The sequence below is a fragment of the Pseudomonas sp. D1-36 genome, assembly GCF_051132205.1.
Lineage (GTDB): Bacteria > Pseudomonadota > Gammaproteobacteria > Pseudomonadales > Pseudomonadaceae > Aquipseudomonas.
In genome coordinates this window covers 4,072,310-4,085,674 of record NZ_CP071674.1, presented here as the reverse complement: position 1 = coordinate 4,085,674, position 13,365 = coordinate 4,072,310, and the positions used below count along the sequence as shown (strand labels likewise).

Genomic DNA, 13,365 nt, shown 5'->3' with positions numbered 1-13,365 from the left:
CGCTGAGGTGAAGGAGCTAAAACAGGAAAACGTGGTCTGTCCCCGTTTTTTCTGACGCCAGTCCTGTACCTGGCCAACGCCAATAACCGCCTCTCGCCGAATGGGGCGTTGATTGAGGGCAACAACCTCAACCTGGTCGCCGGCAAGAACCTGGCTAACGTAGGTACGCTGAAGGCGACCAGTAACCTGTCAGCTTCGGCGGGGGAGAATCTGGTCAACAGCGGCTTGGTGCAAGCAGGTGAGCGTCTCGACCTTTTGGCCGGCAACCATCTCGTCAACAGGGCGGGTGGCATTATCACCGGTCGGGATGTCTCTGCCACGGCGTTGATGGGGGATGTGGTCAACGAGCGCACGGTGACGTCATCGCAAATTGCCTACGGCCAGGTCCAGGATCGCAACGATTTCGCCGACAGCGCGGCGCGCATCGAAGCCGCCAATGACCTGAGCCTCTCGGCGGGCGGCAGCCTCAACAACATCGGCGGTGCCCTGCAAAGTGGGCGCGACATCCGCTTGAATGCCGGAAACGACGTCAACCTCGTCGCTGCGCAGACCGTCGACAACCTGATCCGCGACGTCAACCGCAACAGCAGCACCATCACCCAGTACGGCGCCAGCGTCAGCGCCGGGCGAGATGTATCGGCTACGGCCGGCCGGGACCTCAATGTCGTTGCCAGCCAGATCGACGCCAAGCGCGACGTCGACATGGCCGCGACCGAGAACGTCAACATCAGCTCGGCGGCGGATGAACAGCACTTTCTGTACAAGAGCAAGAAGCTGACGATCCAGGAAGACCATGTCCGGCAGGTCAAGGCCCAAATCACCGCCGGCGGCGATGTTGCCTTGGCGGCGGGCAAGAACCTGATGATGGTCGCCAGCCGGATCACGGCGGGTGACGAGGCCTACCTGGTGGCGGGGGGGAAACTGGGGTTGATCGCGGCGCAGAACAGCGATTACTCACTGTATGACGAGAAGAAAAAGGGGAGTTGGGGGAGCAAGAAGACTCAGCGTGATGAAGTGACTGATGTGAAGAACATTGGGAGTGAGATCACGACGGGGGGCGATCTGGTCATCAAGAGCGGGGATGACCAGCGATATCAGGTGGCGAAGCTTGAAAGTGGCAAGGACATCACGCTGGACAGTGGCGGTTCGATTACCTTCGAAGCCGTGAAGGATTTGCATAAAGAGGACCACGCAAAAAGCAAAAGCAGCATGGCCTGGAGCTCGATGTCGGGCAAAGGCAATACCGACGAAACACTGCGCCAGACGCAGATGGTTGCTGCCGGTGCCATTGCGATCAAAGCTGTCGATGGGTTGAACATCGACATCAAGCAGGTCAATCAAGAAAGCGTCCATCAATCGATCAAAGCCATGGTCGATGCGGACCCGCAACTGGCGTGGTTGGCCGAAGCCGAGAAGCGCGGCGATGTGGATTGGCGCAAGGTCAGGGAAGTCCACGACTCTTATAAATACAGCCACTCCGGCATGGGGCCGGCTGTGCAGATGATCATCGCGATCCTTGTCGTCTATTTCACCGCGGGTGCTGCCAGTGGCTTGATTGGCACTATGGCCGGAAGCACCGCTGCTGCTGGTTCAGGTACAGCCTTTGCAGCAGCCGGAACAGCCACCACATCAGCGGTGGCCGGTGGCGCGGCAGCTGGGTCAACCGTGGCCGCAGGTTGGGCGAACGTGGCGCTCACGGCTGTCGCAACGGGGGCTGCGAGCAACGCCACGGTCAGCTTTATCAATAACGGTGGAAATCTGGGGGCCGTATTCAAGGATGTAACTTCTTCGGATGCCTTGCGCGGTTATGTCGTGTCGGGGGTGACGGCGGGGTTGACGGCCGGCATCTTCGACAAGATGACCAGTACCACCACCTCGCTGGAGGGGGCGTTGCCGAATGCAGGCAAGGTAATTGCCGAAGGCGGCTTAGGAAGTTTGGAAGGCATCGGTCGCTTCGGCGCGAACCAGCTGTTGCAGAACGGTACGTCAACACTATTGGACCGGGCGCTGGGTGGTGACAGTCAGTTCGATAATGCCCTGCGTTCCAGTTTGGCGAATACCTTTGCTGCCGCGGGATTCAATCTCGTTGGGGATCTTGGCAAGAAATTCGATTTGAAAGAAGGGGGGCTGGCCAAGGTTGGCTTGCACGCGGTCATGGGCGGACTGGCCGCTGAGGCGGCCGGCGGTGATTTCAAAACCGGCGCATTGGCTGCGGGTGTCAATGAGTTGCTGATTGATAGCTTGGCCGAGCAGTACACCGAGATGACCTTGGAACAGAAGAATCGGCTTCTGGTGATGAACTCCCAAATAGTAGGCGTGCTTGCAGCCGCCGCGCAGGGAGGGGATGCGAAGAGCCTTCAGACCGGGTCATGGGTAGCGGGCAGTGCGACTTCCTATAACCGGCTGTTGCATTCGTCGGAGAAAAAAGCGCTTGCTGATGAGGCGAAGGCTCTAGAAGAGAAATTGGGCAAGCCCAAGTCAGATATGTCTTGGGAAGAGGTACTGCTCCTCGCGGCCAATGCTCAAGTGGATGCTACCGAAAATGCGCGATTGCAGGCACTGGTAAACAGCTTTCCCCCGGGCAACCCTGAAGGTCAGCATCTTGCGCAAGACTTGTTAAAGGCGACCAGTAGCATTCAAAGCCTAGCTGCTCGGAACACTGCCCTTACATGGAGTGATGGCCGCACAATTGTCGCCAACGGCGCCGAGGTACATGCGTTTCAGGCGACGACGGCTCAGTTTGTTGATCCGGCCTTGTTCAATACCGCCTCCCAATGGTCCAGCAACAACAATTGGGCCAATGAGCCTGAGATCGTTCCCACGGCTTGGAGGGAGCAATTCGGTCGGGACGCCGTCACTTATCTTAGGGAAATCGCTGGAGTTTCCAGTAGCCGGCAAGAGTTCGACGACCTGGTGCAAAGGGTTTCAACTATAGTCGGCGGTGGGATCGAAAGGGTTACCTGGGATTTGGATGCTGCGCTTGCAGTTACGGGGGCGCCTGCGGTATTAAGGGCCTTGCTGGCTAGGCGGCTTGCTGCGGCTGGTGGTGCTGATGCGGTGGTGGTGGGTGCAAAAGGCGCAGGTACATCCTTAGAGCGAGGTCTTGCCTATGACAACCCATCAAACCTTGTCCAAAATCGTGTAAGTGAAATTCAGTCACAAATACCTGCGAACTCTCAAGGCCGAATAACTATGGGGGTCGCGGTAGTAGAGGATGCGAATGGTGTTCGCTCTGTTCTGGTCAGTACAAGTGAACCTCGTGGCTATCTTCGCCCTGGAGTGAGTTTGCAAGAAGGCGAGAAAGTAGTTGTTGGAACTGGCCACGCAGAAGCGGATATTGTCAGCTATGCCAACGCTAACGGATTGAAAGTTGTTGATATCGGTGCGACACGCCCTGTCTGTGCATCATGTCAGAACGTAATTGAGCCGACAGGGGCCAATGTGTCAACACCATTAAAACCACTGCCAAAGGCTAAACAATGATTATGCGTTTAGAAAAGGTTGAGAAAGGCCTTGTAGAAAAGCTTAAGTTAGTCAGTCAAGAGCAACGAAGAAGTGCTGTAAAAGTGGCTTGTGAACTTGCTTTTCAGGCCTGTCCAGTAGAGGTGCCTATTGTTGTCGAATCTCTTAGGCAGCTACGATCTGGTAATAAACTCACGACTGATCAGGTTTCTGGGCTAGATGCTTTAGCTGCACAGTTAGATGAGAAGTATTTTGACTTGCAAGACAGCCTGGATGAAGGGCAAAACTTAAATGAAGAAGGACTTCAGTTGTTTAGCCAGGCCCGCGCTGTATCGGCGCTGTCCTTAGCTGGTGGAGAGGATTCGCTTATGACAGCGACCGAAGCAATATATGAGGCATCATCAGCCGTTGATGATGGAGCTTATATTTTTAAAGCAGTACTTTCGGTTTTGCCAGAGTCTTAATCAGCAGGTATTTTGCTTTGTCTGTGATCCGGCGCACTCTTGCGCCGGTATTTTCAGTTGCTGCTGCACCCTGATTGCGCCCTCTCTGCACTCAAGTTGCACCCGTTCTGTAGTCTTTCTGCACCCCAGTCTGACGACCTTCGGTCTACCTAACCAATACGCCCTTTTTGAGCATGATTTTTCGCCCCTTAACAGGAGCAAAATCTCAATACACAACACGCACCTCTCGCGAGGTGGGTATTTTCTATATGTATCAATTAGTTATCCGGTTTCTGTCTTCTGGGTGCTGTTATACATTTGTAATACAAAACGAGTGTTTCACCCAGCAAGCACTGACGTGAGTTGTATAGCATTTGTTATACACAGCGGCAGCCCCACAGAACTGGTCCTTTTTTCAAGGTTGGCCCGTTTTATTGGCCCGGCAAGCTGTCTCTTTTAGTCGCTGAGAAAAGGGGACTAGAAAAGGGGACAGATTTATTTTCTAAGCCTTTGCTACGCTGGAAGCTTCCACGGAGGAGAGGTCAAATATGCCCAGGATGGGACGTATTGTTTTGCCGAATTACCCACACCATATCGTGCAACGCGGTCACAACCGTCAGGTAGTTTTTGCGGTCGCCGAGGATTATCAACGCTACCTGACGGATCTGCGCGAGCTCAAGGACGCGTTTGGGGTCAGGGTCTACGCCTATTGTTTGATGACCAATCATGTTCATCTGTTACTGGCTCCGGGTGAGTCCATCGCTGGATTGGGACAGATGATGAAGGCTTTAGCGGCGCGAGCCACGCGTTACCGCAATCGACTCGAAGGGCGCTCCGGTACGCTATGGGAAAGTCGTTACAAATCCAGCGTGGTGCAATCAGATGCCTATCTCCTTGCCTGTTGTCGTTACATTGAATTGAATCCCGTACGCGCTCAAATGGTGGCCGATGTTGGCGGACTACCTTTGGTCGAGCTACAGAAGCAGGGTGTGTGATGGGCCTGACAGCGAATGGCTGGATGTCGATCCCTGCTTCGTTGCTCTAGGCGCTACGGCTTTGGAGCGGCGTCGTAGGTATGAGGCTTTCGTGTGCGAGGCCATACCTGCAGAGCAGGTCCGTTTGATCCGTGATGCGTTGCAGCGAGGCCAGTTGACTGGGACGGGACGCTTCGTTGATGAGGTAGAGCGGATAGTTGGTATCCGGGTAGAACAACGAGGTCAGGGGCGGCCAAGGGTGAAGACCGGAAAATAAATCCGTCCCGTTTTTGTCAATATTTTAGTCCTATAAGTATTTTTCAAAGAAATTTTTCAGGTGAGGTTGTTGTTCCTCGGAGGGCACTTAAGTGAAATTAAATATTGATTTCCCTAAAAACATGATCACGGATGAATTACTTAGGCAGGAACGAATTCCTTGCTTTTGCAAGGTTTCAAATGAGTTTGAAATTTCATTTTCGGATACTGTTCCTGAGTCGTCGGGGGTGGTATCAGGCTGGGATCGTAGAGAGCTGGAGCTAAGAGCAGTTGCAGGGGCGGGTGGTCGATATACGCATTTCGCTTATGGTTTGATTACGTTGCAGAAAGTCGATGAAGGCGTTTACAAGATCCTTGATCTTGAGATGTTCTATAGAAGTTACGGCTGGTGCGCTGTCTTACAGGGTGGGGAGTATGCGCCTCCGGGAGTTTTTTGGGATGAAGAGTAACGAACAGAATCGGGGGGCAGACCACGTTTTATGTGCGTTTCCCAGATAGGAATCGTGGTCTGTCCCTGAGGGATTTAAGCGATCAATCAATATTTGCCGCCAATGAAGGAAGGTAAAAAAGCAATCTATACCTCTGATCAAATAAAAACTGGGTTGCAGCAGGCTTACAAGGATATTGGGCGTCCCGAGCTCTTTGAGCTTATCAAACATTTAATTGAGTAGGTGGTTTATGTTTGATAAGCAGGTGTGTGATTTGACTGCGCGAGATATCGAACAGCATGGCGTTTGGTATTTTCCTATGGATGAGACCGTTCAGAACGAACTAACCGTACGTCCTGTGTGTTCTAAGGAGTTGATTGATATTGGATTTCAAGTCCTTGTCAGGACCTGGTTTCAAACCTGTTGCGGCGGAAAAACGGGGACAGACCACGTTATCTGTGCGTTTCCCAGATAGCAGGAAAACGTGGTCTGTCCCCGTTTTTCCATGTCCAAGACGTTTCAAAAGCATTAAGAGGGCGGGATTAATGTCTTTCAATGAGCTTTCTGAAAAATATGCGGCTCGTTTCGGTTCGCCAAGTATGAATAGCGTCGGGCTAGAGGAGTTTATTCAAATACTAGAGTTGGTGGCGATGAAAAGTAAGGGTTTTTTCATCTTTAAGGTGGATGGTGAAAGAGAGTGTAATATTTATACTTTTATTTTAAATACGTCGACAAATAACGATGTTGTAATAAGAAAAGATACAGATAGCATGCGGGAAGGTATGGAATATTTTTTCTCTGAGCTTGAGCGGCTCGGTATATATCCATGAAGAAAAGGGGACAGATTTGAATGGCTCTTACTTAACCTTCTTCGGGTGACCTGACCATTTTTCCTGACTTCGGCCCTGGCTAATCGACGTATTTTCATCAGCATGCGAGCGTAAGAGGCCAAGTTACCGACCTTTGCAAACCGGTCTATGTCATCGGTTTCTAACATGATGATCGGTGCCAGCTCTTCACCAAACTTGGCGTCGTGTTTAGCAACAAATACTTATATGAAAACGGCGACCCAAAGGTCGCCCGTTTTCGTTATTCAGCAGCTAGCGCCCGCAATCGTCTCCCAATCACATCCATCACATCACACCCATCACGCAACGCTATCGTCAGCATCTTGCAAAAGTCTGAAAGCACCAGCGTATCGGAACTGATATCCGAACGAAACGCGATGTTTTCCAGCAGTTGGGTCACGGTGCGGATGCGGTAGTCAGCGGTTTCGAAGAGGACGTCGAGTGGGGCTTCGGTGTCGATGAGAAGGGTGGCCGGGGTACAGTCGACGCCGGTGATGGGCATGTATCGATTCATTTTGAATATCTCTGTTTGATTGGCTGAAAGCCATCACTCAATCGTCGCCAAACGATTGGGTGGTGGCTGTGCGCAGGTTGGCGAACCGGTTACAGAGAAAACCGGCAGATCCGAGGATCTCCCGCGCACAGCCGCCGTGGAATATAGCGGCTTTGCGGGTGCGTCGGTACCTGCAATCAGCCGGTAGCTTTCGCATTCTCTGTAATCGAGTCGCCAAACCCGAATCGCCTTTTTGGGCGACGAGGGACTATAGGCTGGCTTGTTCCAATGCCACAAGACACCGCTTTCCGAGCTTCATGTAGGACGTTTGACCTAGCATTTGTCGGCTTAAAGCAAGCGACTGCTGCGCAGTCGAGCGGGAGCAAGCTCCCTCGCCACGGGAGCGGTGACGACTTGAGGATTGCGCTTAGTCGCATCAGCAACCGCGGGCATTTCTGCTTCGTATTCATCGCGATGCGGAGCCAGTCCCCGTTTCTTACTACGACCTGTTTGCCATCTTGTCTGTCCGTTTTGCAGGAGGTTTCCACCTCTGCGCAGGACCTTTCGCACTTTTTTACAGGATGCGTCTGATTTCGGATGGACGGTTACGACAGTAATCTTCGGGAAAGAGGCGTCATGTGTCGAATACGGTTGCGCCTTCTGAGCCGTTTCCAATGTCGCTAGTGATCCGATGGTCATCTCATCGAGCTACCGGGGCTGTGTATTTCTGCAGAGGAGAGTAGTGTGTATGTACGTAAGTAAGTACAGAAGGTCCCATGCTATTTAAATGGGACGAAGCCACGAACCGGGCCAACATTCTTAAGCACGGCATCGACTTCAACGACGTGCCGGGCATTTTCCAGCATCCGATGCTGGTCTTCCACGATGACCGAATGGCTTACGGGGAAGAGCGTTGGATCACTATCGGATTGATCAAAGCGTTGATTGGCGTGGTCGTGTATACCGAACGGCGGGACGATGTGATCCGCATCATCTCCGCCCGAAAAGCCACTAAGCAGGAGGCCATACGTTATGTCGAAAACATCGAAAACTGACTGGGAGCGCTTGGCCAAGTTAGATGATGCGGACATCGATACCAGCGATATCCCCGAATTGGATGAGGATTTCTTCCGTCGCGCCGAGCTGCGTGTGCCGGTAAAGCAGGCGGTGACTATTCGCCTTGATGCCGATGTGGTCGAGTGGTTCAAGGGGCAGGGCGCGGGCTATCAGACACGCATCAATCAGCTTCTTCGCCAATACATGCAGGCCCAGCAGGGCCATCGGCGATGAGCAAATCAATGCTATGAAGCGGGCGACTGAGAAGTCGCCCGTTGTCATTGATTCTGTTAGCTGCGCTCGCAGGTCTTCCGATTCGATCAATCCTCTCGCGTGGCGCTGTGGTTAAGACAAAACTGGCGACTGCTGCGCAGTCGAGCGGGAGCAAGCTCCCTCGCCACGGGGACTGGGCTCGACTGGGCTGCTTGGCGCATCAACTGTGGCAGCAACCACGCGGCCTGGCCTCTTCATACTTATCATGATGCCTCACCCAATCCATGATCTCGTCTTCATTGCGGCCCTTGGGCGTGAGGTCGAGGTAGTTGTAGGTGCCGACGAGGATGTCGAGGCCGCGGGCGTAGGTGGAGTAGGTGTGGAAGATGTCGCCGGCTTCGTTGCGATAGAAGACACTCAGGCCGGGGAGTTCGCCTTCGGTGGTGTCGGTTTTTTCGTAGTTGTAGGTGGCTGTTCCGGCGGCGGTGTCTTCGGTTTTGAAGCTGACGCCGAAGTCGTAGTTGAAGTCGCAGCCTTGCGACGAGACCCAATCGAAGGCCCAGCCCATGCGGCGTTTGAAGGGTTGGAATTCGGTGAAGGGCGCGCGGGAGACGGCTACGACGGCGACGTCGTGGTGGGCCAGGTGTTGGTTGGCGCCGTCGATGTGGTCGGACAGGAACGAGCAGCCTTGGCAGCCTTCGGTCCAGCCGGGGCCGAACATGAAGTGGTAGATGATCAGTTGGCTGCGGCCGCCGAACAGGTCGGCGAGGCTCAATTCGCCGTGGGGGCCTTGGAAGCGGTAGGGTTTGTCGATTTTTACCCAGGGCAGGGCGCGGCGTTCGGCGCTGAGTTTGTCTCGTTCACGGGTGAAGGCTTTTTCGTGGGCCAGGTGTTCGCGGCGGGCGGCGAGCCAGGCTTCCCGCGAGACGACCTGATGGTGCTCGATGTTCATGGGGCTTCTCCTCAGGGATTCAATTATCGACGTTTGCAATGCCTAGTCGTTTGGGCGGCCACGGTTTCGACACACCGTTGGTCGGCTGGCTGGCGGACCCGTTGGAAAACCAAGCTGAACGGCGCTGAACCGCCTAGGTCACACCTTAAGTAGGCATCTCACTCTTAAGCATTAGAGGATGGACCAGGATGACGACTTATAACTGGGACTTGATCGAACGGTTGCTGCACGAAGTGCAGAACGGCGCCGGCCACAGTTTTACCCCTCGGCCCTACGCGGAGCAGCACGCGGCGGAAAAGGCGGCTCAGGGCGAGGAAATCGAGAACCTTGATCATCTGAAAGCGGTCGCCGGAGAGTACGAAAAATTACTGCTGGAGCGTGGGTATATCGAGCCTCGGCCGGAGGAAGAGGGCGGCAATGGCGAGAATTTTGTGCTGACGCCTCGCGGCTCGCGGTTGTTGAGCCTGATCGACAGCAGCATTCCGGGCAATGATCATCCGCGCCAGGTGCTGGATGAGCAGGAAGATGCGCTGGATGAGTTTACCTTTGATGATCTGGCTTCTAAGGCGCAGATTGCCTGAAAGGCTGGCACTGAACCCGGTGGGAGCGAGCTTGCTCGCGATGGCGATTAAACAGGCAAAACACCTGTTGAATGTCAGGCCGCTATCGCGAGCAAGCTCGCTCCCACATTGGTTCTTCCACATGGATCTCAGTGGTTTATGATCGTGCTGCCTTCAAGCATTTCAGATCGCTGAAATCCTTCTTTACGCCGTCGATTTTCTGCAATAGCCGTTCACGCTGTGCCGGGGTGCTGTCGGCCATCAGATCCACCAGCAGGCTGCGAGCCTGGGCTTCGGTTTTGTTGTAGGCCTCGCGGTAGGCCGGGGTCCACAAGCTTTCGCGGTTTACCAGCAGTTGCTCGATGCGTTTCGGGAAGTCGGGGCTGTGGCGTTGGGCGACGGCCTCGCTGAACTGGTTTTGCCAGTGTGCGCGGTTGGCGATCCATTGCTGGTTTTGATCGCCAAGAGCGGTAGACCAAGCCATCACACGCTGGCGCTGGGCGTCGTTGAGCGGGCCGATCCAGTCGTTGAGCCGTTTCTCCATGCGCTCGGCACGTTCCTGGATCTGCTGCTGCAACGTCGGCTTGAGGTATTCGCGCTGACGCTTTTGTTGATCCTTGACGAACGCGGCGTCCATGTCGGCGACTTGTTCGTCGCTCAGGCCTTGCAGCAGTTCGATGGCCGACGGGGTGATTGCCCGGGCGGTTTCGGCGATGGCGGCCTTGGCTTCGCGGGTGCGTTGCTGCAGGGCTTCGTCGGTTACCGCGTTGGTTTGCACCATGGTCTTCAGGCGGTCCAGCCAATCGAGGTAGCCTGGTAGTTGCGTGGTGCAGTGCCAGCTCAGGTGTTCCTTGAGGCGATCGTCGAACCAGTCCTTTTGCTCGCCGTTGATCTCCAGGTAATCGTTGAGGGTCCAGGGAATGATCAGGTCGAGGTTGCGGTAGGCCAGGCCGACACGGCTGCAAGCGGTGAGTGTCAGCAGCAGGGCGATGAACATGGCGGTGCGTGTTAACCAGCGCGACATGAGCGGGTCCTTGCGAAGGCGGAGGTGATTTGTTTGAGCATGGCAGGCGCGCGGCAGTTCAGCCGAACGAATAAGTAACGCTTAGTAAAAAGGATGGGCCATCTTCAGGGTCAGCAGGCTGTCGCATTCGCTGTTGTGCCCGGAATAGGCCGAGCAACTGCTGCCGCTGAGGCTTGAGTCGCTGTAGATCAGGTCCAGGTCGATACCTTTCCAGGGACGGGATATTTTCAACGACCAGTCGCTGAAACTGCCTACGTAACCATTCTCCACCGAGACCGGGGTATTGAGCTGGTGGGTGGTGTACTTGGCGCTGATGCCGATGCCGAAGGGCACGTTGCCACCGAGGTCGGCGAACAGGGTGCTGTTCTGTTTGTCCGGGTCGTTGCTCAAGGCCGCACCGAAGCGGCTGCCTAGAATGGTCAGGCCGCCATAGAATTCCTGGCTGTCGAGGGTATCGACGGTGGGGTAGCTGTAGTGGATCAGGCCGACTTCGTAACCCAAGGTCTGGTCGAAGGGTTGTTTGAAACCCATGTAGGAATCGACTTCCAGGTCAGCGGAGAAGCCGGCGCTGGGTGACCATTGTCCGACGTACCAGCCGCTGTCATGGCTCAGGTCCAGGCCGCCATGGAACGAGCCGGTGCTCGACGGCGTGACGAGGCCCTGTGCCATGCTGCGGCTGGGTGTGGTGCCGAGTTTAAGGTCGAAGTCACCGAGCTCACGCTGAAACACCTGCCCATAAGAAGCAGGGCAAGCGAGCAGACTGAACGCCAGCAGGACAACAGTAATGCGCAAATGCTTCACTCCATGAATAGCGAGGAGCAGGGAACCGTAACCAAGCTGAAACGCTTGAGCTAGAGAGGTGCAAGCATACCGACGAATGCTCGACCGAGATGGCCGTTCGTCGATTTTTGCGGGGAAGGGGGCTGAGAGAGGGGTTCCAGTCCAAGCGCTTCGAGATTCAAAGCGCTTTGGGACCAGGTGACGCGGGGATTACTTCTTGCCCAGGCTGATCTGCTTGGACGGGCCGAATGTCTGGCCGCTGACACCTTTGGCAATCTGCTGGATTTCACCGCCGGACTTGAGGAACGCAGCGATCTGGTCGTTGATCGACTCGCTGGTTTCAACGGCTGGAGCTGGCTTTGCTTTGCTGTTGGATGCTTTTACGCGCATGACGGCCATTAACCTATGGATAATTAATTGGGCCAGGCATCGTACAGGAAATACTTGACAATTGCTTGGCAAATATCCCCCTGAATTATTTGCAGTAGGGCTGGAATATCGACCGACTCATGCCTGTGTATTGACCTAAGCCACTGTTTTAAATAACAACGTGTCTTGAAATTTAAAACGTAAGCGGGGCGATTCAAACCCAGTGTCTTCTGACGAATGGCCGCTTGCGGGGCAAAAAGTCAGGAAAATCAAGGGTGCACGCCGATCGATGCTGGCGGCGACGAATCGCACGCCAAAACCGGGTAGAATGCCGCCCACGTAACGAGGGTATTTGGAAATGGCTTTAGTCGGGCGCTACAACAGTTTGCAAGTGGTTAAACATACTAACTTCGGTTTATATCTGGACGGCGGCGCGGACGGTGAAATCCTGCTGCCCAACCGTTATATCCCCAAGGATATTCCCAGCGAAGATGAAGACTGGCTCAATGTTTTCATTTATCTGGACAGCGACGACAAACTGATCGCTACGACAGAAAAACCAAAAGTCCAGGTGGGCGAATTCGCCAGTCTGAAAGTGGTTGAAGTCAACAGCATCGGCGTGTTCCTGGACTGGGGCCTGCCCAAGGATTTGCTGTTGCCGTATTCCGAAGAGAAACGCCAGCTGACCGCCGGCGAGTACTGCGTGGTCCATGTCTATCTGGACAAGCACACCCGCCGCATCACCGCGACGGCACGCCTGGATCGTTATCTGGACAAGACCCCGGCCAACTACACGCCTGGTCAGGAAGTGGATTTGCTGGTCGCCGAAGCCACCGACATGGGCTTCAAGGCAATCATCAATAACAAGCACTGGGGCTTGATCCACAAGAACGAAATCTTCAAGTTCATGCGCGCCGGCAAACAGGAAAAGGGCTTTATCAAGGAAGTCCGTCCGGACGGCAAGATCAGCCTGAGCTTGCAGCCGGTGGGCCAGGAAGCGGCGACCAGCCTCAACGCCAAGATTCTTGCCAAGTTGCGTGAGAACAACGGCACGCTCGCGGTGAGCGACAAGAGCGATCCTGCGCTGATCACCAGTCTGTTTGGCGTCAGCAAGGGCAACTTCAAGAAAGCCATTGGTGCGCTGTACAAGAATGGCCAGATTATCATTCATGCTGATCGTATTGAGCTGACTTGATCGTTAGGCCGAGCAAACCACCGTTGGCTAGGTCATCCTGTGGCGAGGGGATTTATCCCCGCTGGGCTGCGAAGCAGCCCTGATTCGAACGCCTCGGTGTACCTGCCAGATTGAGTGGTTATTTTTGGGGCTGCTCCGCAGCCCAGCGGGGATAAATCCCCTCGCCACAAATCTTCGCTGTATACAAAAATCCTTGCACCTTAACCATGCACCCGCGCCCCGTTCGTGGGCGTTCTGTTGTGTTCGTTCGGTTTTTACCTGCGCTGAAAAGCGCGGTTTGTCTCGTATCCAC

12 protein-coding genes and 2 pseudogenes are annotated in these 13,365 nt (G+C 54.5%); 9 read left to right on the top strand and 5 right to left on the bottom strand.

The annotated features are described in order from the left end of the window. Positions 1–51 precede the first annotated feature (51 nt). The 5 genes and pseudogenes from J3P76_RS18085 to J3P76_RS18065 form a co-directional block, all read left to right on the top strand. Positions 52–3,483, top strand: a pseudogene (locus tag J3P76_RS18085) (DUF637 domain-containing protein); the annotation flags it as partial. Beyond that, positions 3,480–3,926, top strand: a complete 447-nt coding sequence (locus J3P76_RS18080) for a hypothetical protein (protein ID WP_434610181.1) — start codon at positions 3,480–3,482, stop codon at positions 3,924–3,926. The pseudogene J3P76_RS18085 and the gene J3P76_RS18080, both read left to right, overlap by 4 nt. 527 nt (positions 3,927–4,453) lie before the next feature. Then, positions 4,454–5,156 (top strand): annotated as a pseudogene (locus J3P76_RS18075) (transposase). A 91-nt stretch (positions 5,157–5,247) separates the two neighbouring features. Beyond that, entirely contained in the window at positions 5,248–5,604 is a 357-nt protein-coding gene (locus J3P76_RS18070; RefSeq protein WP_434610183.1) for a hypothetical protein, read from the top strand. Between the two features lie 362 nt (positions 5,605–5,966). Then, complete coding sequence (locus tag J3P76_RS18065; RefSeq protein WP_434610185.1) at positions 5,967–6,413, top strand: hypothetical protein; 447 nt, start codon at positions 5,967–5,969, stop codon at positions 6,411–6,413. A gap of 259 nt (positions 6,414–6,672) precedes the next feature. Here the strand turns inward: J3P76_RS18065 and J3P76_RS18060 are convergent, their stop codons facing one another. Next, complete coding sequence (locus J3P76_RS18060) at positions 6,673–6,945, bottom strand: hypothetical protein (protein WP_434610188.1); 273 nt, start codon at positions 6,943–6,945, stop codon at positions 6,673–6,675. Between the two features lie 755 nt (positions 6,946–7,700). On the opposite strand from J3P76_RS18060, the gene J3P76_RS18055 reads away from it, so the two are divergent. Together J3P76_RS18055 and J3P76_RS18050 are read left to right on the top strand one after the other, a co-directional pair. Next, on the top strand, positions 7,701–7,979 hold the full coding sequence (locus J3P76_RS18055) for a BrnT family toxin (RefSeq protein ID WP_434701062.1): 279 nt from the start codon (positions 7,701–7,703) through the stop codon (positions 7,977–7,979). Further along, positions 7,957–8,214, top strand: a complete 258-nt coding sequence (locus J3P76_RS18050; protein ID WP_053186480.1) for a BrnA antitoxin family protein — start codon at positions 7,957–7,959, stop codon at positions 8,212–8,214. The genes J3P76_RS18055 and J3P76_RS18050 overlap by 23 nt, the downstream gene beginning before the upstream one ends. 199 nt (positions 8,215–8,413) lie before the next feature. Here J3P76_RS18050 and J3P76_RS18045 read toward each other — a convergent pair whose 3' ends face one another. Beyond that, positions 8,414–9,145 (bottom strand): DUF899 domain-containing protein, encoded by a 732-nt coding sequence (locus J3P76_RS18045; RefSeq protein WP_434610193.1) that lies wholly within the window; start codon positions 9,143–9,145, stop codon positions 8,414–8,416. Positions 9,146–9,333: 188 nt separating this feature from the next. Between J3P76_RS18045 and J3P76_RS18040 the strand changes: the two genes are divergently transcribed. Continuing rightward, positions 9,334–9,726: a hypothetical protein gene (locus tag J3P76_RS18040; RefSeq protein ID WP_030141150.1), complete on the top strand. Its 393-nt coding sequence runs from the start codon at positions 9,334–9,336 to the stop codon at positions 9,724–9,726. Between the two features lie 136 nt (positions 9,727–9,862). Here J3P76_RS18040 and J3P76_RS18035 read toward each other — a convergent pair whose 3' ends face one another. The 3 genes from J3P76_RS18035 to J3P76_RS18025 form a co-directional block, all read right to left on the bottom strand. Further along, positions 9,863–10,729, bottom strand: coding sequence for a DUF6279 family lipoprotein (locus tag J3P76_RS18035; protein ID WP_434610195.1), 867 nt, complete (start codon positions 10,727–10,729; stop codon positions 9,863–9,865). A gap of 81 nt (positions 10,730–10,810) precedes the next feature. After that, positions 10,811–11,521: a TorF family putative porin gene (locus J3P76_RS18030; RefSeq protein ID WP_434610197.1), complete on the bottom strand. Its 711-nt coding sequence runs from the start codon at positions 11,519–11,521 to the stop codon at positions 10,811–10,813. Positions 11,522–11,719: 198 nt separating this feature from the next. After that, positions 11,720–11,908 (bottom strand): hypothetical protein, encoded by a 189-nt coding sequence (locus J3P76_RS18025; protein ID WP_018607615.1) that lies wholly within the window; start codon positions 11,906–11,908, stop codon positions 11,720–11,722. A gap of 328 nt (positions 11,909–12,236) precedes the next feature. Here J3P76_RS18025 and J3P76_RS18020 point away from each other — a divergent pair, with 328 nt between their 5' ends. After that, a complete protein-coding gene (locus tag J3P76_RS18020; protein WP_434610199.1) occupies positions 12,237–13,073 on the top strand; it encodes a CvfB family protein in 837 nt (278 codons plus the stop codon). The last annotated feature ends 292 nt before the right edge of the window (positions 13,074–13,365 follow it).

Bases quoted from the DNA above. Each gene is read 5' to 3' on its own strand.
- J3P76_RS18080 (WP_434610181.1), top strand. From the start codon at position 3,480: ATGATTATGCGTTTAGAAAAGGTTGAGAAAGGCCTTGTAGAAAAGCTT.
- J3P76_RS18060 (WP_434610188.1), bottom strand. From the start codon at position 6,945: ATGAATCGATACATGCCCATCACCGGCGTCGACTGTACCCCGGCCACC.
- J3P76_RS18055 (WP_434701062.1), top strand. From the start codon at position 7,701: ATGCTATTTAAATGGGACGAAGCCACGAACCGGGCCAACATTCTTAAG.
- J3P76_RS18050 (WP_053186480.1), top strand. From the start codon at position 7,957: ATGTCGAAAACATCGAAAACTGACTGGGAGCGCTTGGCCAAGTTAGAT.
- J3P76_RS18045 (WP_434610193.1), bottom strand. From the start codon at position 9,145: ATGAACATCGAGCACCATCAGGTCGTCTCGCGGGAAGCCTGGCTCGCC.
- J3P76_RS18040 (WP_030141150.1), top strand. From the start codon at position 9,334: ATGACGACTTATAACTGGGACTTGATCGAACGGTTGCTGCACGAAGTG.
- J3P76_RS18035 (WP_434610195.1), bottom strand. From the start codon at position 10,729: ATGTCGCGCTGGTTAACACGCACCGCCATGTTCATCGCCCTGCTGCTG.
- J3P76_RS18025 (WP_018607615.1), bottom strand. From the start codon at position 11,908: ATGGCCGTCATGCGCGTAAAAGCATCCAACAGCAAAGCAAAGCCAGCT.
- J3P76_RS18020 (WP_434610199.1), top strand. From the start codon at position 12,237: ATGGCTTTAGTCGGGCGCTACAACAGTTTGCAAGTGGTTAAACATACT.